Source organism: Candidatus Accumulibacter aalborgensis, from assembly GCF_900089955.1.
Lineage (GTDB): Bacteria > Pseudomonadota > Gammaproteobacteria > Burkholderiales > Rhodocyclaceae > Accumulibacter > Accumulibacter aalborgensis.
Window position 1 is genome coordinate 47,845 of the sequence record NZ_FLQX01000105.1, and the last position, 22,060, is coordinate 69,904.

Genomic DNA, 22,060 nt, shown 5'->3' on the forward strand with positions numbered 1-22,060 from the left:
TCTGCTGTCGGGCCGTGTCTTGTGACACGGCCCGATCGTTTTACAGCCACCGATCCGTGCTCCCAGCTCCGTGCAACAAGGATCCTGTGCTTACCGGAGAGTCGATTGAAACGACGTGATTTCCTAGCTGCTTCGGCGCTTCTTTCGCTACTGACGCCATCATCGGTACTCGCCGACCAGAAGAAAAAAACGGCTGCCACCCCGGCCACCGCCAAACCGGTGGCTAAATCCGGTGCCAAACCAGCCGCCAAGAGCGGCGGCAGGGGCGCCGCAAAAGCTGCTGGCAAAGCCGGAGCCCACAAAGCGGGGCGACACGGCTACCGACCGGTCGTCGAAAAACCGGCCCCGGTGGTGGCCACCACGCCACCCTCCGCCATCGAACCGCGCAACGCGATCAGCCTGCCGGACGAACCGCTGCCGCAGTGGCGGACCTATGACCTGACGTCGTCGCTGACACTCAACAATGTCAAGGGCAAGCTTCGCGTATGGCTACCGCTGGCGCAGTACAAGGACACCCCCTGGCAGCGTTCACTGGGCCACAACTGGCAGGGCAATTTCGACAGTGCCGGCATCTATCGCGACCCGGTGGCGGAAATGGAGGTCTTCTACGCCGACTGGAAGGAGGGTGTCAGCACACCGCAGCTCCAACTCGTCAGCCAGGTCGCCAAGCAGGATCGCCATTTCGACATCACCCGGCGCGGCAGCGTCTCCGAGCGCGGCGAAGTGCTTCGCCGCTGCCTGCAGGCAAGCAATCTGGTCCCCAACGACGGACTGGTTCGCCAGACTGCCGAGCGGGCGATTGGTCGCATCAAGGACCCGGTCGCCCAGGGCAAGGCGATTTACGACTGGGTGGTCGAAAACACGATGTTTGATCCATCGGCGAGCGGCATCGGCAGAGGCGACATCGAGGCCATGCTCGACAGTGGCCAACTGAGCGGCAGAAGCGCCGATATCTCGCTGCTCTTCGTCGGGCTGTGTCGATCGATGGGAATTCCGGCGCGTCCGGTTTTCGGACTGCGCGTCGACAGCTCGCGTCTATTCACCGGTCTCGGCGTGATCGGCAACCTGCGCGCCGCCCAACACTGCCGCGCAGAATTCTATACGCCGGGCTATGGCTGGATTCCGGTCGATCCGGCAGATGTGCGCAAATCGATCCAGGACGAAGGCCTGACCAGTGGCGATGCGAAACTGGTCGTTCTCAGGAAGCTGCTGTTTGGCTTCTGGGAGATGAACTGGATCGCCTACAACGCCGCGCTGGATGTCAAACTGCAGGGTGGGAGTGGCCGGACGCTGCCTTTCCTGATCCTGCCGCAAGCCGAGGCGACTGGCGTTCGTTTCGACAGCACGGACACCACCCGCTTCAACTACACGGTCACCGCCAGCCGCGTCGACGGCTGAACAATCTGGCGTAGGGGCGCAGCATGCTGCGCCCCTACCGGCGCCCCTGCCGGCACCCCTACCCTGCTCTTGCGAAATTCTCGAAGCGCGTGTACTCGCCGAGGAAAGTCAGTCGCACGGTACCGATCGGCCCGTTACGCTGCTTGCCGATGATGATCTCGGCGACGCCCTTGTCCGGCGTGTCCGGGTTGTAGACCTCGTCGCGATAGATGAACATGATGATATCGGCATCCTGCTCGATGGCTCCCGATTCGCGCAGGTCGGACATCACCGGGCGCTTGTTTGGCCGTTGTTCGAGCGAGCGGTTGAGCTGCGAGAGCGCCATCAGGGGAACGCCAAGCTCCTTGGCCAGACCTTTCAGCGAGCGCGAGATCTCGGAGATTTCAGTGGCCCGATTCTCGCCGTGCGAGGTGGCGGACATCAACTGCAGATAGTCGATGACGATCAGCCCGAGCTTACCACACTGGCGGTGCAGACGGCGCGCCCGGGCACGCAGGTCGATCGGGTTGAGCGCCGGCGTCTCGTCGATGTAGATCGGCGCTTCGTGCATCTTGCCCAGGGCAAACGACAGGCGAGACCACTCGTCGTCGTTGAGGCGCCCGGTGCGCACGCGATGCGCATCGAGCCGGCCAACCGAAGACAGCATCCGCATCGCCAGTTGGGTACCCCCCATCTCCATCGAGAAAATGGCCACCGGCAGGCCAACCTCGATCGCCACGTGCTCAGCAATGTTGAGCGCAAACGAGGTCTTGCCCATCGACGGGCGCCCGGCAACGATCAGCAGATCACCGCCCTGCAGGCCGGAGGTCTTGCCGTCGAGATCGTGATAGCCGGTCGGCACGCCGGTGATGTCCGATGGATTGTCGCGGTCGTGCAGTTCCTGGATACGCTCGACCACCTGCGTCAGCAGCGGATTGATGTGCACGAAGCCGCTCTGGTGACGAAAACCGCCTTCGGCAATTGCAAAGACCTTCGCCTCTGCTTCATCGAGCAGCGTTTTCGGGTCGCGCCCGAGCGGGTTGAGCGCGCTACCGGCAATCTCGTCGCCGGCGGTGACCAGTTGGCGCAGAATCGCCCGTTCGCGAACGATCTCGGCATAACGCCGGATATTCGCTGCCGATGGCGTGTTGGCCGCCAATTCGCCGAGATAGGCCAGGCCGCCGGTTTCGCTACCCTCCCCCGCCTGGTCGAGACTCTCGGCGACGGTCACCGCATCGGCCGGCTTGCCACGTTCGAGGAGTTTGCGAATCTGCCGATAGATGCGCTTGTGCTCGTCACGATAGAAATCGCCCTCGCTCATCAGATCGGCGATCTTGTCGAAAGCGGCGTTGTCGAGCAACAAGCCGCCGAGAACCGACTGCTCGGCCTCCAGCGAGTGCGGCGGCACGCGCAACTCGGACAGTACGGAGTCCGCCTGCGGCCCCCGCTCACGCCGCGCACCACGACTGCTTGAGCGTTGTCCGCCGTCGGAGAGGGATGAATCGAACGACTTGGTCATGGCGAACCCGCTAAATGAGACTGCAACGGGACCGGTGAGGCAGCGAGTCGAAGCCAACCCTGCCTCCCCCCCGTACCCAGACGCAAAAAAGCCTTGCCCGCAGGCAAGGCTTTCCACCTGGCACCGGAAAACGGCGCCGGATCAACAAGCTACAGCTTCATCTGTTCGGCGACCACGGCCACCGTGATGGTCGCCAGCACATCGCCATGCAGCGCCACTTCCAACTGCGTCTCGCCGATCGTCTTGAGCGGACCCATCGGCATGCGCACGGCCGACTTTTCGACCTCGAAACCGAGCGCGCGCAGACCATCGGAGACATCGAAGTTGGTCACCGAACCAAACAGACGACCATCGACACCGGCCTTGCGCGCGATCCTGACGAGCGCACCGCTCAGCTCTTCGGCACGTGCCTGCGCGGCGGCCAGCTTGGCGGCTGCCGCACTCTCGAGTTCGGCGCGCTTGACTTCAAACTCCTTCAGGGCGGCCGGCGTCGCACGCTTGGCTTTGCCCTTCGGAATCAGAAAATTGCGCGCGTAGCCCGCCTTGACGTTGACCAGATCACCAAGGTTGCCGAGGGTGCCGACCTTTTCCATCAGAATAATTTGCATCGTCCTGTCCTCGCTTACTGGTGATTATCGGTATACGGCAGCAACGCCAGGAAACGGGCACGCTTGATGGCCACCGACAGCATGCGCTGGTAGCCGGCCTTGGTGCCGGTCAGGCGAGCCGGCATGATCTTGGCGTTCTCGGCGATGTATTCCTTGAACAGATCGACGTCCTTGTAGTCGATCTCTTCCATCTTCTCGGCAGTGAAGCGGCAGAACTTGCGCCGCTTGAACAGACCACTACCACGCTTCTTGACGTTCTTGTCATCCTTCTTCTTGAAGAACCTTGCCATTTTGATTTTCCTCGACAAATTCGATCGTTGTTACATGCAGTCTTGGCTGCTTGCTGTTCCGGCTCCGAGCGGCGAGAAAGCCCGTCAGATGGAGCGCTGCCCCAGGACTTGCGGCCTGCAGCCACTGCGCCGGCGCGCCCAGGGCAATCGCCTGGACTTCACACTCGACACGTCGTCGGCTGCCCGCTTCGACCTGTTCTGATTGATGCCCGATCAGACACTCGGTGACCGGCACACCGGCCGGCGTAAAGCGTAGCGCCTGGCGCTCGATCAGCGTTCCGACCAGCTCGACGCGGTTCAGCAGAGCCTCGACAATCAGGCGGTTGGCGCAGCGACAGCTTCGGCCGGCGCCGGCTCACGGACTTCGAGCATCGACTTCGACTTCTCGTCCTTCATCATCGGTGACGGCGTCGTCACCGCGCGCTTGGTCCTGATCGTCAGATGACGAAGGATGGCGTCGTTGAACTTGAAGCCGTGCTCGAGCTCGGTCAGCGTCGCGTCATCGCACTCGATGTTCATCAGCACATAGTGGGCCTTGTGCAACTTCTGGATCGGATAGGCGAGCTGGCGGCGTCCCCAGTCTTCGAGACGGTGAATCTGCCCGGCACGCGTGGCGATCAGCGTCTTGTACCGATCGACCATCGCCGGCACCTGTTCACTCTGATCCGGATGGACGATCAGAACAATTTCATAATGGCGCATGTACACTCCTTGTGGTTGAAGCCCCCCGTCATGCGAGCGGTGGAGCAAGGTGGAAAAACCCCGCATTATAGCTGCCTGACGGCTTGCCTGGCAATCGAATTGGCGCTGAGTCGGTGAAGGCGTCTCCGAGTTGCGTATCGATCACGGACCAGGCTACGGCGTCTATTACATCAAGAAGGACGACGTGTACATCGTCTTGCTTGCGGGTGGTGACAAGCCATCTACCGCAAAGGGGATGGTCTAACGAATAAGGTTAGATCGTGCGCACACATGGTCAATTCTGATCGTGTAACCACAGGTCAGACGCTGGGAGTAGCTGCTCCGTATTGCCCGATCTATACGCCACGGAGCTAACGGCATCGGATCAGTTTGACCTTGTGGTTCTTGTCAAGGCGGTAGCTACGTACGATGGCCTCGTCGTCGATCAGCACGCGAAGCTCGAGTACGGCCCCAAACACGCGACCATCATAGGTGGCAGCACGCGTCGTTGCGGCCCAATCGGTCAGTTCGGGTCCGGCATGATGGGGGGTGTGGGCACCACGAACGGTGAACCGGCCCAGCGAATCAATCCGCACCGGCTCGTTGATCGAACCCGAGCCGCAGTCATAGTCGAGTTTACCGCCCTCCACGCCGAGGATGAGGTTTAGGCGATCGCCACCCCACGCGCCGACAATGGGGCCTGCGACTTCTCCGGCTTCACTACTCGTTGCGACCAGCGATCCTCCTATAATCGCTACCGCCAGCACATGGCGAATGAACGAGTAGAACTCAGGTGTCCTCACTGCAAGAAACATGAAAGACAGAAAGCGAGTTTCACGCCGCCCCTCTTTTTTCCTCGTTGGCAGCAGACGTCACCAACATCCTATGGCGAAACACCCGTCGTCGGGTGGCCGCGCCGCGTCGACACCGTCGCCAGCACCAGGCCGAGGAGCACCAGCAGGTACGTCACGGGCTCGGGAACAGCGGCGGACTGGGCAAAAGCGATCTTGGCGATGTAAGTGTTCCAGATCGCTCGCTCGGTGGTCGTGACGTTCGGGACGATCGCCCACTGACTCGCATATTCACCGATCGCAAAGAAATCGTGGTGATTCGTCGGATCGAACGTGACCGCGCTGTAGTCGCCCCATCGCTCCTGACAGGCAGCCGGGTTGGCGCGAGTGCTGCAGTGGTAGTCGCTGATGCCACTGACGCGCAGCAGCATGTCGGAACCGTACTGGTCGAGCCCTCCTGTGCCGTCGACCAGGAAGGCTCGTGCAAGGAAGCTGATGTTGCCGTCGGCCAAGCCATCGCCGTTGGTGTCGTCCGTCTGGAAGCCTGAGCGGTTGTAGCCGATCACCGCTTCGCCGAATTCGTTGACCGCGATGGAGCCTTCATAGTAGTCGTACCCGCCGCCACCGATGAATCCCTGCTTGATCAGCGATCCGGTGAGGGCGTCGACCACCGACCAGCGAACGCCCGAATGACCTAAGTCATTCGGATTTTCAACGGTGATCGCCGAGTACAACTTGCCGTTGAGCTGCGCCACATTGGCTGAGATCCGTGGACTCAACAGGTCGACCACCTGGCTGCCGTCAGGCTGACGTCCCCCATCGCCGTAGTAAGTGTACTGGGACCCGGTGATAATCGCCGACGCGGACTGCGTGGCAGCGGGACCGTTCACGCCGGTCAGCCGATAGAAAACCTGTGCGTCGGAGATCTTGCTGTCGGCCATGACCGCTGTGGTATTGGTCGGATTGCCCTGCCAGTTGAGCGCCGCCTGGATCGCGGCGCCGTTGTTCGGACCGGCCAACGGCGTGGTGAAGGTGGTCATGTCGGTCAAGCTCGGTGCGCCGCCGAACAGACTGGTTTTCGGGATCACGAACACGCTGGTGCCGGTGAAGACGTCGCTGGAGTTAAAGTTGTTGGTGCCGATGTAGACACCCTTGTTATCCAGGGACAGCGTCGGGTAGTCCAGCGTGGTGCCGGCCACACCCGTGATCCGGGTGGACTGCCACGGTCCCAACGCGTCCGCACTGTTGGACACCGCGATATTGACGATGTTGCCCGTAGGTCCGAAGCCACTAACGATCCATCGATTGGTGTAATGGTCGAACAGCACGCGCTGGTCACCCCCGGCGCCGCCAGGCTGTCCGGCAGCCGCCCAGAAGGCCTCCATGTTCACGCTCGATTGCACCGCTCCGGTGTTCTTGTCGTAGATCCGGATGCTGCCGTTGCTGGTTTCAAGGAACTGCGTGGTCCCCACGGCACCCATCGTGTCTGGCGGACGGAAGCACTCGCCCAACGCACAATTGATGAGCTGCGACCCGCCTTCGAAACCGTTCGCCACGGTGACCGATGCCTCGGCCGCGCCTGCAGCCAGAAGCGGCAACACCGAGGCGAAGACGGCAGCGAGCTTGGTTCTGCGCGGTATCGCGGCGTGCTTGGGTGCAAATGACATCATGACTATCCCTCCGCTTGGTGGTATTGACAAACTCTACGGGCTATCGGGAAACTGCCGATCACTTGGGGCAAACCAACGATCACACGTTACTGCGCCGAAATGTCTACGGGGTTACGGTTTCCAAAAAAGGCGATCAACAAAGGCGCTCTCCCTGTAAGCCTTTTGCATCCGATCTCGGTCACAACACCAAAGCAAGAACTAAGCCACTATTATTTGTGGTCTTATATCAATCCAATGCGGTTAGATACTGATCAATCCGGTGGTCGACTGTAAAATTTTCCGACACGGCGGCGATGCAAGTAATGCGCCTGGCGAGACATGCTCCGGTTTGAGCGCGGCCACGAGCGGGAAAGCCTGGTTGAATGAGGATAGAATCGCCCGCGGGGTTCTGTTCACGCTTCGTGTGCAGGCCCGTTCGAGTGCCCAAATGATACCCACCGAGAAAAGGAAACAGCCAAAATGAACGAAACGATATCCGGCATTCATGGTCATCCGCAAGCGGCAAGGAGAGAAATTCGGTCGGGACTATCCGTCCACTCGGTCTGGCTGTACACTGCCGTCTTGATGGGTTTCACGGCCGTGCCAGCTTCGGCACAAGCATCCAATGCGCAGTTCTTGAACGCTTGGGCCGCCGAGACCAGAACAAGAATTCCGTCTCCGATGGGCGCGTTCGAGCTTACAGAAGCAATTTCGAGGTGCCGGGCTGGCTGTGAGCAAACAGACAACGTTGACTATCTCCTCCTGGGGGTAAAGGCGACGCGTGTTACCAAGGAGAACGCCACGATCGGGCAAATGGAGCAATCCCTGAAGCCAGACTTGCTAGAGGGATATTGCCGCTCTCCGGGGAGGCAGAAAGGCATCACGCTCGGTGTATTCGTCAAAGACATGCGCAATGCTTCGATCGGCAATTTCTGGGTCTACCCGGCCGATTGCGCTGCAAGTGCCACGCCAAAAGAGGCCGCGCCTGCTAACGTGCGATTTCTCAATGACTGGGCGGCTGAAACCCGAAGCAAAATGCCCATGACCGTCGGCTACATTGAGCTTACAGGCGCCACTTCATTTTGTCCGGCAGGCTGCGAGCAAGATTTTGCAGATACTTATCTGGCCGTTACCGCATCGATGCCGCGTCACGGTAAAGACAGCGTTTCCCTGGAGCAGCTCGTGAAGTATCTGAAATCGCAACTACTTGGAGATTACTGCCGATCGGACGGAAGGAAGAAAAACCTCACCTTGAGATTCCATGTCTACGACATGCGCAAGGTGCTTACCGGAGACGTGGGCTTCTCGCCGCGCGATTGCCCTTGAGTCCGGCGCACCTTTCAGTTTTCCTGTGACGCCCCTTCACCAAGGCTGCGAAACGCTTGCGCAGTGCTGAGAAACACCTGCCCACTGAGTTGCCGACTGAGCAGTTCACTGCGCTGCAAACGGTCCATCACCGGCCCCTTGACCTCGGTCAGATGCAGCTTGACGCGCTGTGCTTCGAGACTACGGTTGATCTCGGTCAAGGCGTAGAGGCCAGTGGTGTCGATCAGACTCACCGCCGACATGACCAGCACCACATGGTGCGTGGCCAGACCCTCGGCCGCGCGCGCCTTGAGCAGGTTCTCGAGGTGGTCGGTAACCGCGTCGACATTGCCGAAAAACAGGTCGGCGTCGATGCGCAGCATCAGCACCTCGGGCAGGGTTTCGACGTGATGTCGCTCGACATTGCGGAAATGCTCGCTGCCGGGGATCTTGCCGATGACGGCGATATGCGGCCGACTGGTGCGCCAGATCAGCGTCGCGAGCGAGAGCACGACGCCGAGAACGACGCCCTCTTCCACACCCAGCAGCAACACGCCGGCGATGGTCGCCAGGAGCGCTCCGGCGTCACTGCGGTCATAACGCCAGGCGTCGCGCAGAGTCGTGAAGTCGATCATGCCGAGCACCGCCAGAATGATGGTCGCCGCCAGCGCCGGCAGCGGCAGCAGCGACACCCAGGTGGTCGGCACCCACAGGACAAGCACGATGAGGCAGGCCGAAATCACGCCGGCCACGGGCGTATTGGCGCCGGCCGCGTAATTCACCGCCGACCGCGAGATGCTGCCAGTGACCGGAAAAGCACCCGATAGCGCGCTCGCCAGATTGGCCGCGCCAAGGCCCAGCAACTCGCGGTTGCTGATGATGCGTTCGCCGCGCTTCTGCGCGAGGGATTGCGCCGCTGACTGACTGGACAGAAAGATCATGAAGGCGATCAGCAGGGCGGGCACCAGCAAAGGCCGCCAGTGTTCGGCCGACAGCGTCAAGGCCATGGTCGGCATGCCTGACGGGATGTCGCCCACCACCCTTACCCTGGCCTGCGCCAATCCCAGTGCCGCAACTGCAGTCGCGATGACCAACACCAGCACCGGCGCGAGTTTGGTCAGCATGTCTGCCAGTCTCGCCGACAAGCCCAGAGCCCTCAGCCCGCGCACCAGAAACTGTTTTGCCAGCCACAGGGCGAGCAGCGAACTCAGGCCGATGATCGCGCTGGGCGGATGGATGGCCACCAGCGGGCCACCGAGCAGCGGTTCAATCTGCCCGCCGGTAATCACCAGGGCTGCCCCGGTAGTAAAACCGCTCATCACCGGACGACTCAGAAAACCGGCGAGAAAGCCGAGGCGGAAAACACCGCTGAGAAACAGCGTCGCGCCGGCGATCAGCGCCATCTGGCCGGCCAGAACCACACTCAGCGCCGAGCCGGGCGCTGTCAGCGCTGCCAGCGCCGTGCCGGTCATCAGCGAGGTGATCGCCATCGGCCCCACCGACTGAACCATGCTGCTGCCGAACAGCGCATAGACGATCGGTGGCAGGATGCTGGCATACAGCCCGGTGACCGGCGGCAGGCCGGCGACGATGGCATAGGCCATGCCCTGGGGAAGCAGCATCAGGGCGACGATAACGCCGGCAGAGAGGTCGCCGGCCAGCCACTCACGTCGATAATTTGTCAGCCAGCGTAGCATCGTTACGGCCTCCCTGTGGTCAACGAATTCACTGCTGGGGGACGATCGCCAGTCCCGCTGGCACAGGCAGTGGTGCGGGAACGGGCGCCGGGTTCTGCGCTGAAAACAGGCTGGGGATTTGTGGCGATGGCTGGCCCGGTATTGGCGCCGTCGGGTTCGCGCCCTGCCCCGGTACGGTCGGTCCTGCGCCAAGACCTGGCGTACCAGGCAGGGCCACGAAAACCCATTCCGAATAGCGCGACTTCCCCTCGAACAACTGATTTTCGGAGTCGAACTCGGCAATCTTGATCGCCCGCGCGTCCGACAGGCTGCTTACCCCCATGATCCCGCCACCCGGAGCCGCGACCAGACGCCACTCGTTCCTGCCGGTGATCGGGTCGGGGTAGAGCCGTCGCAGGTGCCGGCGGACGCCGGGATAGCGCGGATCCTTGAGTAGATCGGCGAGCGAGGTGGGGTAGCTGCGGCGGCCCGCCGGGCTACTGTTCACATAGCTGGTGATTGCCTGGCGATAGGCGGCGCCGACTTCGAGCAGGCGCTGCTCGGTCTCACGCCGCTGCGCTATGCTGCCCAGCGTCAGCGTGGCGCTCGTCGCCAGGGCCAGGATGGCGACCAGGATCATCAGCGCGAGGTAGGTGAAACCGGCGTCAACGCGGCCGGTGTGTGCGCCCGGTGAGGAATCGCGCCGCATCGCTACAACTCGGCAAAGGGTTTGCCCTCGCGGGTAGTCCCTGCGGCGCCGCTCTTGAGGTCATAGACGTTTCCCTTGGCCCCCGGCGTCTCGGGCGCGATGATCGTCCACGTGCTGTCACTGCCGGTGATCGGGTCGTGCGGTAGTGAGCGTAGATACTTTTCGCTGACCAGTTCATCGAGACTGTCGGGATAGCGGCCTTTATCGCCGTAGAACTTGTCGATCGTTTCGCGAGCGATGTGAAGATTTTCGCTGAGCACAGCTTCCTTGGCGGTGTCGATGCTGTGGAAGTATCTGGGGACGGCCAGCGTGAGCAGCAAGGCGATGATCGACAGGACGACGAGTAGCTCGATGAGCGTGAAGCCCTGGCCCCCCACAGCGAGCGCACTGCGGCCGAAGACGACGGCAAGCAAGCCGCGTCCTGGCTGATGACGGGTCCTCACCATTGCCGGTAGGGCACGCCGTTGAGACCGATGCCGGCGGACTTCGAGTAGACGTCGTACACGTCCTCGCCCTCCTGGGGGTTGTCGGCTTCGCTGGCGTAGGCTCGTTTGCCCCAGGTCTCTGCCGCCGGCACGCCGGCATCGGTATGCAGCGGGTCGCGGGGAATCCGCCGCAGGAAATGGATCTTGCGGTGCTTGGGGTCGCGCAGGTCCTCTTCGCCTTCGACGAGGAGCGCAAGGTTCTTGGGATAGCCGGTGTCGGCGATCGATTTCCGGATGCGCCCCTCGTCGCTGGCCTTCTTGTAGAGGTCGATGGCCGCGCGTAGTTCGCGCAGGGCCAATCTGAGATCCTGCTCCTTGCTGCGCTGCAGGGACGTCTGCGCCACCGGCACGACGACACTGGCGAGAACGGCGAGCACGGCGAGAGTGATCATCAGTTCGATGAGCGAAAAGCCGCTTGTTCGGCGTGCATGGCCATGAAAGTCGCGCGAGCGACGGCCGTGGGTCGTCGTGAGGCACGCCGGACAGGTGGTCTGATCCTTCATAAGCGCTCAAGGACTGATGGTCAGGGCGTGCGCTGCGGGCAGGACAGTGTTGATCGTTGCCCCACCCGCACCGACCGGGGCGATGGTGATCAGATCGATGTGCGCGGCGCCGGCCGCCAAGGCACGAAAAGTGAGCGTGGCGATGGCATCCGGAGCGGTAGCGCCGCCGTTGCCGGATCGTGTCGCGGTGAGCAGCACCTGTCCGCCGGGGTCGACGCGATAACTGAAGCTCGTCTGCGCACCACCCTGCTTGAGAAACCCACCCTCGCTGACATCGGCAACCTGCAGCAGGCGCGGGTCAAAGCGGATGGCCAAGGGCAAACTGACGACCGGCCGATCGGCCTGCATCACCAGTTGTAGCGCGAAAGTCTCGCCCGCCTTGACTTGTGTCGGACCTTGCCAGAGCAGTTGTGCCGATCCGCCCGCTTGCAGCGCCAGTTGCCCACCGCCGGACAGCGCCACGTCGGCCTGTGGTATGGCGCCCTCGGTCGATGGAAGGAAAGGATTGGCCTGCGGATTGGCCACCGCACCCTGCTGGAGCGAACCGGTCGTCGTTCGCGCGCCAAGCCCTCCCTCCGCCGCGGACGAGATCGGGCTACTCTGCGTACCAGACGTTGGGGCGCCGACGCCGGCACCGATGCCGAATGGCATTGCGGTCGCTGCCCCCGGCGCCGTCGCGGGGCCAGGCAGCGGAGCGTTGAATGCCGGCCCCACCCCGCCGCCATCAGGCCGCGCCCGGAAACTGGTTTCGGTGCCGCCGTCGAACTCGGCCAGGTACGCTTCGGGACGCTGAATGTTGCGCAGAATGTGCGGCGTGATCGAGAGCACGATCTCGGTCTTGATACCCTCGTCGGAGTGACTCCCGAACAGCCGGCCAAGAATGGGGATCTCGCCGACGAAAGGGACCTTGTTGGCCGTTCGCCGGTCCTCGTCGCTGATCAGGCCGGCCAGCAACTGGTTCTCGCCGTCCTTGAGGCGCAGGACGCTGGTCGCCGTGCGCGTGCCGATCTGGTAGGCGACGGTGCCGGATTTGGTCTCGATCCGGTTGACGATGTTGCTGACTTCGAGCGTGATCTTCATCGCCACCTCGTTGTCGAGATAGATCGTCGGTTCGACATCGAGCTTCAGGCCGACGTCGATGTAGGTGATCGACTCGGTGGAAAAACCCACTGTAATGGTCGACGTGATGTTCGGCACGCGGTCGCCAATCAGGATCTTGGCCTTCTCGCGATTGCGCGCGCGAATACGGGGGTTGGCCAGCAGATTGACGTCGGTGTCGAGTTGATTGGCACGGATGATCGCCGGCCCGACGGTCACGCCGGTCGTCGCCGAGGTGATGTTGCCCAGGGTTTTCAGCGTCAGGCCGTCGACAGGAAGCGCTCGCAGGGCTATGTTGTCCGGCCAGTTGATCCCCAGCGCCTGCAGCCGCGAGCGCTTGACTTCGAGGATTTCCACTTCCAGCATGACCTCGGGCTCGGGAATGTCCTGCAAGCCGACCAGCTTGTCCGCCAGACGCACCGCTTCCGGGCTGTCGCGGATCATCAGCATGTTCAGCTTCTCGTCGATGACGATATCCCGGGTCTTGAGGATCGTCTTGAGCGTCATGCCGACGGTCTTGGCATCCGAATTCGCCAGATAGTAGGTCTTGACGACCAGCGCCTGGTATTCCTTCTGTTTAGCCGGGGTATTCGGGTAGATCAGGATCGAGTTGCCGTCGAGGACGCGCTGGTCGAGCTGGTTGGTGAGCAGCAGGACGTTGATCGCCGCCTCGATGGTGCTGTTGCGCAGGAAAATGGTCGTTTTCTGATCGGCGCGCAGATCCTTGTCGAAGACGAAATTGAGCCCCGAGGTTCGCGAGATCACTTCAAAAACCGTCTTCAGCGGCGTGTCCCTGAACTCGATGGTGATCGCTTTCCTGAAAGCTGCGGTCAACACGGACTCCTTGGCTGGCTTGGTGGTCTTCTCTTCGATCAGTCGTTGCAGGGCGAGCGCGCGCTCGTGTTTCGGGTTGGCGGCAAGGATCGCCCGCAGGCGCGCCAGGGCCAGCTCGTGATCCTTCTTCGTCCAGGCGAGTTCGGCTTCCTGGAACAGGATTTCGTGCCGGCGAGCGGTCTCGATCTGCCGCAAGCCAGCCCGCGCTCGCTCATTCCCCGGCTGCAGCGCCAGCGCACGGCGGTAGGCGCCTTCGGCCTCTTCGTAACGCGCCTCGGCGAGGAACCGTTCCGCCTTGGCGAGACTCGCATTGAGGTAGCGATCCTGGGCGCGGACATAGGCAATGCGATACTCGGCGGAAGCGGGGTCGAGGGCAATCGCTTCCTGAATCTTGGCCAGCCCGGCATCGACCTTGTCGTCGGCCAACAGTGCTTGTCCTTCGCGATAGGCGTTCTGCGCTGCACATCCGGCGAGCAACAGCGCTGTTGCGACGCTCAGGCAGCAACGCCGCCAGCGTAGCGGTCCCGACTGGCCGAGGTTGGCCTTGCTCACTATTGCGATCCTCCGATGGAGATGGTCTGCGCCTGTTTCAGCGGTACGTACACCAGCGTCAGCGTCGGCGGCTTGATGCTCTTGACCTCGTAGATGCCTTCCAGCTTCATTCCCTCGCGAACGATGAACACATCTTCGCCGCGCCCGAGATAGGCTTCCCACTGCCCGCCTTCGAGTTTCTTGCCCAGGTACACAAAGGGCACTGGCGGCGCCATCGGCGGCGGCGGCTTCGCCGGCGGCAGGGGCTTCGGTGGCGGCGGCGCCCAGCTCAGCGCCGGAAACAGATCACGACCGAACTGCTCGTCGCCAGGAGCCGGGGGCGCCGGAATCAGCTTGTCACGCGGCACCAGGGCCGCCACTTCGAGAGTAGACACTGCCTTGCCGGCGGGAAGCCTCGACACGGCTGGCCGCTTTTCAGCCGGCGTCCACGCTGGCCCGCCCGGGCCGGCACTGCCCTTGACCCTTGCCGGTGCCGGCTGGACGACATCGCCAGCAGGCCTGTCGTTCGGTGTCTTGTCGCCAAACACAGCCAGGTAAGCGGCCACCACCAGCAGCGAGCACAATAGCAGACGACGGCCGTTCATGGATCCACTTCACCCGCATCGATCCGGCTGCGGTACTCGCCTGGCCTCGCCGGGTGGTGCCAGATGGTCAGGCGAACCTTGGCCTCGATCTGGTTCACGCCGATGTCCTCGCGTTTGAAGCCGACTTCATTCACCGCCACGTAGGCCTGTGTGCGCAGGATCTCTTCGATCCAGCGCCGGACGTCGCTATAGCGCCCCTTGACCGGCACGGTCATCTGCAAGGTCTCCGCCTGCGCATTGGCGTCGCGGCCACGAACGTACTCGGCGCGCGTGCTGATCAGATGATGGCTTTCTGCCGCGTCGAGCACGGCCTTGATGCTTGGCAGGACCTGCTCATCGTCGGTTAGTGCCTGCCTGAAGCCCTGGTAGTGCGCTGCGGACGCGGCGGCTGGAAGCGCCGCCGGGACGGCGGGTTCCTGGCGGTTCGCCACGCGGACCTGCAGTTCGTTCAGCGTCGCGACTTTCGCTGCCAGCTCGCCATCCAGCCGCGGCATGACCATCACGATGAAGCCCAGCAGCAGCCCGAGTACACCGGTGAGCACCAGCCACCACGGGCCGTGCCGATATAGCCAGAGGTCAGCCGCCAGCCGCAGCCGATCGGAGTTCCACTTGATCTCCTTCACTCGGCGCTCCCGGTCTGCTCGCCCTCGGCCGCGACCGCGACGGCTGCCGAATCGTCGAGCAGCGCCTCGAACATGAAACGCAGCGGCCGGTTGGGGTCCTTTTCGTTCACCTCCTGGCGGGTCACCATCGCCCCGGCAAACGGCGCGACCGACCCCAGCAATTCCAGGTAGTCGACCATCCGCTGATGGTCCCTGGCCTCAGCGACGCCTTTGACCAGGCGCCGACGGTGGTCCGGTTCGATCTGCAGCAGGGCGATGTCAGTGCTGGCGACGCGCTCGAAACCATCCAGCAAAGCCGGCCAGGGCGTGTTCAGTTGGCCGATGGCGCTGTTGATGGCGACGATCTGCGGCTCGCTGAGGAGCAGCGGCGCCGGCACCGGCGGTGTGCGCGCGACGATCTCCTGACGCGCCAGGGCGATCGCCTGCTTCGTTTCATCGAGCTGCCCATCGAGTTGCCGCCACTGCCAGACGACCACCAGCGCGGTGAGCGCTTCGGCCACGCCGATGCCGATCAGGATCTGCCGCTGGCGCGAGGCAAGCGGCCGGCGCCACAGCGAACGATCGACGAAGTCGATGTCCAGCGGCTTCATCATCGAGTCACACTTCCGGCGAGCGCCAAGTGGCAGGCGAGCTGGCAGGGCTCGGACAGATCGCCTGCCGACCGCAGATGGGCGCGCAGGGGCAGCGCGCGCGACGTCAACCCGGCAATCGTCGGCGCTACCGGCAACCAGTCCGCGGCTCCCGTCCACAGCAGCGCTTGCCGATCGTGCGCCTCGCCGGGCACCTGTGCCCGCAGGTGCTCCTGCTCGAGCAGCGTGACGAGTTCGGGCAAGTCCGGAGCGCCGGGCAGGCGCACGGTGCGCAGGCCGGCCACCTGCGCCTTGGCGGTATGGACGAGAGTCAGCGTCTGGCCGAAACCGACGATCAGCCAACCGTCGTCAGGAATCGAGGCGCGCAGCCGATTCCAGACGTGCGCCAACGCCGGGCGCACCGATTCCAGGCGCCAGCCACTCATCTGGGCCAGGCCGTCGAGCGCCTGATAGAGTGGCCGTGGCAAGGCGCAGGCGATGAAGGGAGCAGTCGCCTGCCAGTCGGCCGCCAGCAGCCAGGCCTCGCCCGACTCACCGTAAAGCGCCGTAAAGCGTGCCGCCGCGCTGGCCCGCAGCTCTGCCAGACCTTGCGCGCCGCTCGGTGGCGTGACGATGAAGCTGCGCGCCAGCCCGTCATCAACGGTCACGCTCAACGAGGCGCGAATGGTGGTATTCGTGGTATTCGTGCCATTCGTGGCCGACACAGGCTTCTCCGGCTTGAGCTCCGCGACTGCGCCACACAATGCCGCCACCGATCCGGACTGCGACGGGTCAACCGCCACCCACGCCAGGACGTCCCTGGCGGTCGCTGCCTGCCCCGCCAGCAGCACAGCGCCCTCGGCCGTGCACCCGAGGAGCACGCGCTTACCCTGAAAGCGTGACACGGCGTAGCTCTTCGAGCGTCGTTTCACCCCTGGCAACCAGGCGAAGTGCGGCTTCCGTCAGGCTGCGCGTGCCGTTGCGGTAGGCCGCTTCCTTGAGTTGCCGGATCGGCCGCTTCTCAATGATCAGTTCGCGCAACTCGTCGTTCAGATTGAGGATCTCGGCAACCGCCTTGCGCCCGCGGTAACCGCTGCCGCGACAATCGCCGCAGCCGCTACCGCGGCGGAAGTCGAAACGAGCCAGATCCTCGGCGGTGATCGCGAAGCGCTCGCGCTCCGCTTCGCTGGGCGTACAGGGCTCGCTGCAGCGTGGGCAGTTCACGCGCAGCAGCCGCTGTGCCCAGATGCCATTGAGTGCCGAGGCAAAGGCGTAGGGGTCGATGCCCATGTGCGTGAAACGACCGAAGACGTCGAACACGTTGTTGGCGTGCACGGTGGTCAACACCAGATGCCCGGTCAGTGCCGACTGGACAGCGATTTCGGCAGTCTCGCGGTCGCGGATTTCGCCGACCATGATCTTGTCGGGGTCGTGGCGCAGGATCGAGCGCAGACCGCGGGCAAAAGTCAGGCCCTTCTTGTCATTGACCGGAATCTGCAACACGCCGGGCAACTGGTACTCGACCGGGTCCTCGATGGTGATGATCTTGTCGCGGCCGTTGTTGATCTCGGAAATCGCCCCGTAGAGCGTCGTCGTCTTGCCCGAACCGGTCGGACCGGTGACCAGCAGCATGCCGTAGGGTTCTTCGGCCAGACGCCGCAGGGCCTTCAGTGAGCGATCGTCGAAACCCAGCGAGTCGAGGGTCAGAGAACCGTGCGCCTCGATGACCCCGCGCTTGTCGAGGATGCGAACGACCGCGTCTTCGCCATGAATGCTGGGCATGATCGACACGCGCAGGTCGATGTCGCGGCCGGCGACTTCGACCCGAAAACTGCCATCCTGTGGTATTCGCCGCTCGGCAATGTCAAGCTCGGCCATGACTTTCAGTCGCGAGATGACCTGCTCCGCCAGGACCACGCCATTGACCTGGGTGATCGTGTCGAGAACACCGTCGATACGGTACTTGATCGTGATGCCGGTCGGCGTGCTCTCGAGATGGATGTCGCTGGCAGCCGCTTTGACGGCGTCATAAACGGTCGAGTTGACCAGTTTGACGGCCGGACTGGCGGCTTCGCTGACCGAAGCGAAACTCAGGACCTCGGTCGTCCGGTAGCGCTCGGGCGCGCCGCCGGCATCGCCCATGAGCGAGTGGACGGCATGCACCGACTCCTCATGCTTTGACAGATAGGCCTGGATATCGGCCGCCAGAGCCAGGCAGTAGTGGACCGGCTTGCCGGCCAGGCTGCTCAGCCAGACCATGCAGTCGCTATCAAAGGGATCGGCGGTGACCCCGATGATCCGGCTGCTGGCCAGCGTTTGCGGCGAGCGCAGGAGCACACAAGTGCGGGTCTGTGCCCTGGCCAGCGGCAGAAGGTCGAACGCCGGCGCACAGGCCAGCATCTCGCTGGTCTCCATGAGCGCCAGGTGAAAACGCCGGGCAAGTTGGTCGACCACCCAGCGCGGCTCGCTTCCGGTCAGCGCCTCGAGTTCCGTCACCAGCGAACGTCCCGACGCCTGCGCCAGACTTCTCGCCTGGCGCAGGACCTCGTCGGTGAGGCCTTGACTGGCGTTCCAGGCGGGAGCATTCATTGCAGCGTACCCGCCAGGTCGAAGATGGGCATGTAGAGCAGGACGACGATCAGTCCGACGAGCAGTCCGATGGCGGTCATCAACAGCGGCTCGAAGACCTTGGTGAAGCGCTCCATCCAGCGCGCGCTTTCGCCTTCGTAGAACAGCGCCGAGCGGGTCAGCATGGCCCCCATCTGCCCTGACCTTTCACCGACGCGCAGCATGCGCAGGGCGATCGGTGTCGCCAGGCGGCTGCTGTCGAAGGCCTGCGATAGCGTACCGCCGTCGGAGATGATCCGGCGAGCGGCGAGCAGCGCCTCGCGCGTGTTCGCCGAGACCGCGTTGGCGACGATGTCCAGTGCAGCCAGGATCGGAATGCCGCCTTCGAGAAGCATTCCCGTGGTCAGGTACAGCCGCGACAATTCGATGATCCTGACGCGTTCGCCGATTCCCGGCAAGCGCGTCAGGAAGACGATCCAGCGACCGCTGCTGACGAAGCGTCGCAGCCACCAAGATCCAATCAGCGCCACCAGCAGGAGGCCACCGACAACGGTCGCCGAATGCTCGCCGACGAACTGTCCCCAGTCGAGGAGCAATTGCGACAGCCACGGCAGCGAACGCCCGCTTCCCTGATACACCGCCGAGAAGCGAGGCACGACGTAAGCCATCAGAAACAAGGTCACACCGCAGCCGACGACGAGCAGGATCATTGGGTAAATGGCCGCACTGATCATCTTGTTGCGCACCGTATCGAGCCGCGTCTGGTAGTCGATATAGCGCGACAGCGCCCGCGGCAGGTCGCTGGTTCCCTCGGCAGCCCTGACGATGCCGACGTACAGCGGCGGAAAGACATCGGGCTGCCGAGCCAGGGCAGCAGAAAACCGCTGGCCCTCGCGCAGGTCTCCGATCAGACGATCGAGCACGGCCGAAGAAATCGGCGAAGCCTCTTTCTCGAGCAGCGCCTCGAAGGCCTCGACCAGACTCAGTCCGGCCTCCAGCAAGGCCAGCAGTTCGGCGCTGAAGAGCAGCAGCGAAAACGATCGCCTGCTACGGCCGGGCAAGGCGGCAGAACCGGTGACTGTCCCGCTGGCGGCCTTGATCGACAGCGGCTGCAGCCGCCGCTGCTGAAGCTGCCTGCCCGCCTCCCCGGCATCAGCGGCGTCTACAGTGTGCGTCTCGATCAGATTGTCGGGAGTGAGGGCACGAACTTCAAAGCGCATCCTTGCTCCACGGCAGCCTCATTGATTGGTGACGTCGGCGGCGTCGCCGGTCCCACCGGGCTGCCCATCCTTGCCGTAGGAGACGATGTCGAAGTCGCCGGCGGCGCCAGGCGCCCGATAAAGGTAGGCCCGACCCCAGGGATCAGGCGGCACCGCCTTCTGGAGATACGGCCCGTTCCACTTGGCGACATTGTTCGGCCTGGTCAGCAAGGCATTGAGCCCCTCTTCCGTAGTCGGATACTGGCCGACATCGAGCCGATACGAATCGAGCGCGCGCGAGAAGGCTTCGATCTGCGCCTTGGCGATCCCCTGTTCGGACTTGCCCAACTGCGAGAAATATTTCGGCCCCACGTACGCCGCCAGCAGGCCGATGATGGTCACCACCACCAGGAGTTCAAGCAGCGTAAAGCCGCCGGCGGGGCGCCTATGGTCGCGACGACCGCGGCGACCCGCTGCAGCCGCGCAAGCGAAGTCACTGAGCCGGACGGAGAATAGATATTTGATCACTGCCCGCCTCCCCGCGCTGCGGCGGCCAGTACCGCCGGTACATAGAGCATCGTTTCCCGATACGGCGGAATCCGGCCGCCGTTCCTGGCGACCGCTCCCTGGCCCGCGTTATAGGCCGCCAGGGCCAGCGCGACGTTGCCCTGATGCTGAACGAGCAGGTCCTTGAGGTGGCGTACGCCGGCTTCGATGTTCTGTGCCGGATCCTCGGGATGGGTGACGCCGTAGCGTGCAGCCGTAGCGGGCATCAGTTGCATGGCGCCGACAGCGCCCTTCGGTGAAACGGCACTGGCGTTGAACCCGGATTCAACACCCACGATGGCCGCCACGAGTCCAGGCGCCACGTCGTGGACACGCGCGTAATGTTCGATCAGCGGGGTCAACTGGCGTTTGCCTTGAGCCTGGTTCTCGTTGCCGGCTTTCGCCGAAGCCTTGCCGCGACCCTCGGGCGCCATCTCGCCGCGGATGAACAACCGATAGCTCGCGTCCAGACGTTGGCTGGCGTAGCTCGGCACGCCTGCGTCGGAATACGAGACGAAGACGTTACCGACCGTCGCCGCCTCGGCGGAGGACAGGAACATTCCGCCGAGAAGCAACGCCAGCGCCACGTGCGCAAGCACAGGCTGCGTTGCCGAACACCTTGCGTCAGTCACCCCAGTCAATTGTCCTTACCCCCAAGGATTACATTTCTTGATTCGGCCGCCAGATTTCGATCGCCAAGGATACCATGGTCCGCAGCAGTGGGCACTGCTGCGGTGGGCCACCGGCACGGTGAATAGGCTCTCAAGAGGCTTGGTGAGGACGAGACTGCCATGGAGCGTGCTCTGGCACGCTATCCAGCGGATCCTGGTCGCCAACACTGACTGCGCTGCTCCGCAAAGGTCAGCTTCTTGATCTCTGCGGGGCTCAAGCGATCTCGAATGCGGGCGTATAACTCAGCCGCTCTTGAGTAGTCCCCTCGGTGAAATGCATCGTCTGCCTGCGGTCGCAATTGCCGGGCAAGACCATCGAGCCAGTAGTCCTTCCTCCAGATTTCACGTTTTTCCTCAAGTGTCGAGAAGAACTGTGGATCAGCTCGAAGCGCCGCAACGCCATGGCGTTTGATCAACGAACCTAACTCCTCAAGCCCTGCGACCACGCCTTCCATCCTTGAGGCCATTGCACCACCGTATCGCTCGGCAGCGTCGGCGTCCATCGCGCGAATGATGTCTGCCATCTCGTATCGCGCCCCCAAGTACGAGATGCCAGCCCCGATCTCGTACGACTGTCGACCGTAATACACATCCACCTCAACATCATCTTTTCGGTAGCGAACGAGCGTTGGCAGCGCCTCGATTTCCGAGAAGCCGAGATCGTTGAGGAACGCGAACTTTTCCCGAACGGCACTCTGGAAGTTGAGATGCGCCCGATCCTGCTCAAAAATGGTTTGCTCTTGTGTCATGGCTTCGGCGGCCACCAATAGTTGGTCACCCGGTAAAACGTCCAACCACGATCGACGAACAGGTTTCGTTCGGTGTTTAGGAACTGTCGAGTGGTATCGAGAGCTGAGCCATCGCGTATTGGCAGGGCACGTCCCATTTCCTGGCGAAGCACCCCGGCGTTCTGCGCCCAGCTTGATTCACGCCAACCCATTTTCATGGCCGGTGGCGGTCAAACCTTCGTTCGCCCTGCGAGGGTCTTCTTTCACCTTTGCGGCGCTTGACTATACATTGACCGGCCCCGCCTTGGCGACAAACTCGCTGCCGATCGAGAAGTTGGTGTAGCTGCACGAGGCGCTCCAGGCGACGCTTGAGAACAGTGTGGCACAGAGCGTGGAGAGGAGGCGGAGGGCGGTGTGCTGATGCTCAGGGGAGGTAACCGTTCACTCCCCCTGTGCTGCTGCCGGGATAGCAGGGAGCGCGGGGAGCGGCAAACC

General features: G+C 63.0%; 23 protein-coding genes and 1 pseudogene. 3 read left to right on the forward strand and 21 right to left on the reverse strand.

The annotated features are described in order from the left end of the window. The first annotated feature begins 105 nt into the window (after positions 1 to 105). Entirely contained in the window at positions 106 to 1,398 is a 1,293-nt protein-coding gene (locus tag ACCAA_RS09210) for a transglutaminase-like domain-containing protein (protein WP_186406950.1), read from the forward strand. Positions 1,399 to 1,456: 58 nt separating this feature from the next. Here ACCAA_RS09210 and dnaB read toward each other — a convergent pair whose 3' ends face one another. The 5 genes from dnaB to rpsF all read right to left on the reverse strand — a co-directional run bounded on the left by dnaB (position 1,457) and on the right by rpsF (position 4,496). Beyond that, on the reverse strand, positions 1,457 to 2,896 hold the full coding sequence (dnaB, locus tag ACCAA_RS09215; RefSeq protein WP_245754518.1) for a replicative DNA helicase: 1,440 nt from the start codon (positions 2,894 to 2,896) through the stop codon (positions 1,457 to 1,459). 149 nt (positions 2,897 to 3,045) lie between these two features. Further along, complete coding sequence (gene rplI / locus ACCAA_RS09220) at positions 3,046 to 3,504, reverse strand: 50S ribosomal protein L9 (RefSeq protein ID WP_186406951.1); 459 nt, start codon at positions 3,502 to 3,504, stop codon at positions 3,046 to 3,048. A 14-nt stretch (positions 3,505 to 3,518) separates the two neighbouring features. Beyond that, the gene (gene rpsR, locus ACCAA_RS09225; RefSeq protein ID WP_034923543.1) at positions 3,519 to 3,794 is read right to left on the reverse strand and encodes a 30S ribosomal protein S18; all 276 of its coding nucleotides are present in this window, start codon (positions 3,792 to 3,794) and stop codon (positions 3,519 to 3,521) included. Beyond that, the gene (gene priB, locus ACCAA_RS09230; RefSeq protein ID WP_342674045.1) at positions 3,766 to 4,113 is read right to left on the reverse strand and encodes a primosomal replication protein N; all 348 of its coding nucleotides are present in this window, start codon (positions 4,111 to 4,113) and stop codon (positions 3,766 to 3,768) included. Before priB ends, rpsR begins: the two co-directional genes overlap by 29 nt. After that, positions 4,110 to 4,496, reverse strand: coding sequence for a 30S ribosomal protein S6 (gene rpsF / locus ACCAA_RS09235; RefSeq protein ID WP_186406952.1), 387 nt, complete (start codon positions 4,494 to 4,496; stop codon positions 4,110 to 4,112). Before rpsF ends, priB begins: the two co-directional genes overlap by 4 nt. 109 nt (positions 4,497 to 4,605) lie before the next feature. Between rpsF and ACCAA_RS22605 the strand changes: the two are divergent. Continuing rightward, positions 4,606 to 4,740 (forward strand): annotated as a pseudogene (locus ACCAA_RS22605) (type II toxin-antitoxin system RelE/ParE family toxin); the annotation flags it as partial. A 106-nt stretch (positions 4,741 to 4,846) separates the two neighbouring features. Here ACCAA_RS22605 and ACCAA_RS09240 read toward each other — a convergent pair. Then, entirely contained in the window at positions 4,847 to 5,290 is a 444-nt protein-coding gene (locus ACCAA_RS09240; protein ID WP_186406953.1) for a hypothetical protein, read from the reverse strand. Between the two features lie 68 nt (positions 5,291 to 5,358). After that, on the reverse strand, positions 5,359 to 6,867 hold the full coding sequence (locus tag ACCAA_RS09245) for a hypothetical protein (RefSeq protein ID WP_186406954.1): 1,509 nt from the start codon (positions 6,865 to 6,867) through the stop codon (positions 5,359 to 5,361). Positions 6,868 to 7,395: 528 nt separating this feature from the next. Here ACCAA_RS09245 and ACCAA_RS09250 point away from each other — a divergent pair. Then, on the forward strand, positions 7,396 to 8,241 hold the full coding sequence (locus ACCAA_RS09250) for a hypothetical protein (RefSeq protein ID WP_186406955.1): 846 nt from the start codon (positions 7,396 to 7,398) through the stop codon (positions 8,239 to 8,241). Positions 8,242 to 8,255: 14 nt separating this feature from the next. Here the strand turns inward: ACCAA_RS09250 and ACCAA_RS09255 are convergent, their stop codons facing one another. The 14 genes from ACCAA_RS09255 to ACCAA_RS09320 form a co-directional block, all read right to left on the reverse strand. After that, positions 8,256 to 9,917, reverse strand: a complete 1,662-nt coding sequence (locus ACCAA_RS09255; RefSeq protein ID WP_186406956.1) for a SulP family inorganic anion transporter — start codon at positions 9,915 to 9,917, stop codon at positions 8,256 to 8,258. A 28-nt stretch (positions 9,918 to 9,945) separates the two neighbouring features. After that, entirely contained in the window at positions 9,946 to 10,605 is a 660-nt protein-coding gene (locus ACCAA_RS09260) for a type II secretion system protein (protein WP_186406957.1), read from the reverse strand. 2 nt (positions 10,606 to 10,607) lie between these two features. Beyond that, a complete protein-coding gene (locus tag ACCAA_RS09265; protein WP_245754519.1) occupies positions 10,608 to 11,018 on the reverse strand; it encodes a type II secretion system protein in 411 nt (136 codons plus the stop codon). Positions 11,019 to 11,044: 26 nt separating this feature from the next. Beyond that, positions 11,045 to 11,593 carry a prepilin-type N-terminal cleavage/methylation domain-containing protein gene (locus ACCAA_RS09270; RefSeq protein ID WP_186406959.1) on the reverse strand — a complete coding sequence of 183 codons (549 nt, stop codon included), beginning with the start codon at positions 11,591 to 11,593 and terminating at the stop codon, positions 11,045 to 11,047. Positions 11,594 to 11,599: 6 nt separating this feature from the next. Further along, positions 11,600 to 14,077: a cohesin domain-containing protein gene (locus tag ACCAA_RS09275; RefSeq protein WP_186406960.1), complete on the reverse strand. Its 2,478-nt coding sequence runs from the start codon at positions 14,075 to 14,077 to the stop codon at positions 11,600 to 11,602. Continuing rightward, positions 14,077 to 14,661: a hypothetical protein gene (locus ACCAA_RS09280; RefSeq protein ID WP_186406961.1), complete on the reverse strand. Its 585-nt coding sequence runs from the start codon at positions 14,659 to 14,661 to the stop codon at positions 14,077 to 14,079. Before ACCAA_RS09280 ends, ACCAA_RS09275 begins: the two co-directional genes overlap by 1 nt. Continuing rightward, positions 14,658 to 15,284, reverse strand: coding sequence for a hypothetical protein (locus ACCAA_RS09285; protein WP_186406962.1), 627 nt, complete (start codon positions 15,282 to 15,284; stop codon positions 14,658 to 14,660). Before ACCAA_RS09285 ends, ACCAA_RS09280 begins: the two co-directional genes overlap by 4 nt. Then, a complete protein-coding gene (locus ACCAA_RS09290; protein ID WP_186406963.1) occupies positions 15,281 to 15,877 on the reverse strand; it encodes a hypothetical protein in 597 nt (198 codons plus the stop codon). Before ACCAA_RS09290 ends, ACCAA_RS09285 begins: the two co-directional genes overlap by 4 nt. Beyond that, positions 15,874 to 16,758, reverse strand: coding sequence for a hypothetical protein (locus tag ACCAA_RS09295; protein WP_186406964.1), 885 nt, complete (start codon positions 16,756 to 16,758; stop codon positions 15,874 to 15,876). The genes ACCAA_RS09290 and ACCAA_RS09295 overlap by 4 nt, the downstream gene beginning before the upstream one ends. Then, positions 16,739 to 18,442 carry a GspE/PulE family protein gene (locus ACCAA_RS09300; protein WP_186406965.1) on the reverse strand — a complete coding sequence of 568 codons (1,704 nt, stop codon included), beginning with the start codon at positions 18,440 to 18,442 and terminating at the stop codon, positions 16,739 to 16,741. The genes ACCAA_RS09295 and ACCAA_RS09300 overlap by 20 nt, the downstream gene beginning before the upstream one ends. Further along, complete coding sequence (locus ACCAA_RS09305; protein WP_186406966.1) at positions 18,439 to 19,641, reverse strand: type II secretion system F family protein; 1,203 nt, start codon at positions 19,639 to 19,641, stop codon at positions 18,439 to 18,441. Before ACCAA_RS09305 ends, ACCAA_RS09300 begins: the two co-directional genes overlap by 4 nt. Positions 19,642 to 19,659: 18 nt before the next feature. Beyond that, positions 19,660 to 20,148 carry a type II secretion system major pseudopilin GspG gene (gspG, locus tag ACCAA_RS09310; protein WP_281193182.1) on the reverse strand — a complete coding sequence of 163 codons (489 nt, stop codon included), beginning with the start codon at positions 20,146 to 20,148 and terminating at the stop codon, positions 19,660 to 19,662. Continuing rightward, positions 20,145 to 20,798 (reverse strand): lytic transglycosylase domain-containing protein, encoded by a 654-nt coding sequence (locus ACCAA_RS09315; protein WP_186406967.1) that lies wholly within the window; start codon positions 20,796 to 20,798, stop codon positions 20,145 to 20,147. The genes gspG and ACCAA_RS09315 overlap by 4 nt, the downstream gene beginning before the upstream one ends. Before the next feature lie 179 nt (positions 20,799 to 20,977). Further along, positions 20,978 to 21,601, reverse strand: coding sequence for a hypothetical protein (locus tag ACCAA_RS09320; RefSeq protein WP_186406968.1), 624 nt, complete (start codon positions 21,599 to 21,601; stop codon positions 20,978 to 20,980). Positions 21,602 to 22,060: the final 459 nt, after the last annotated feature.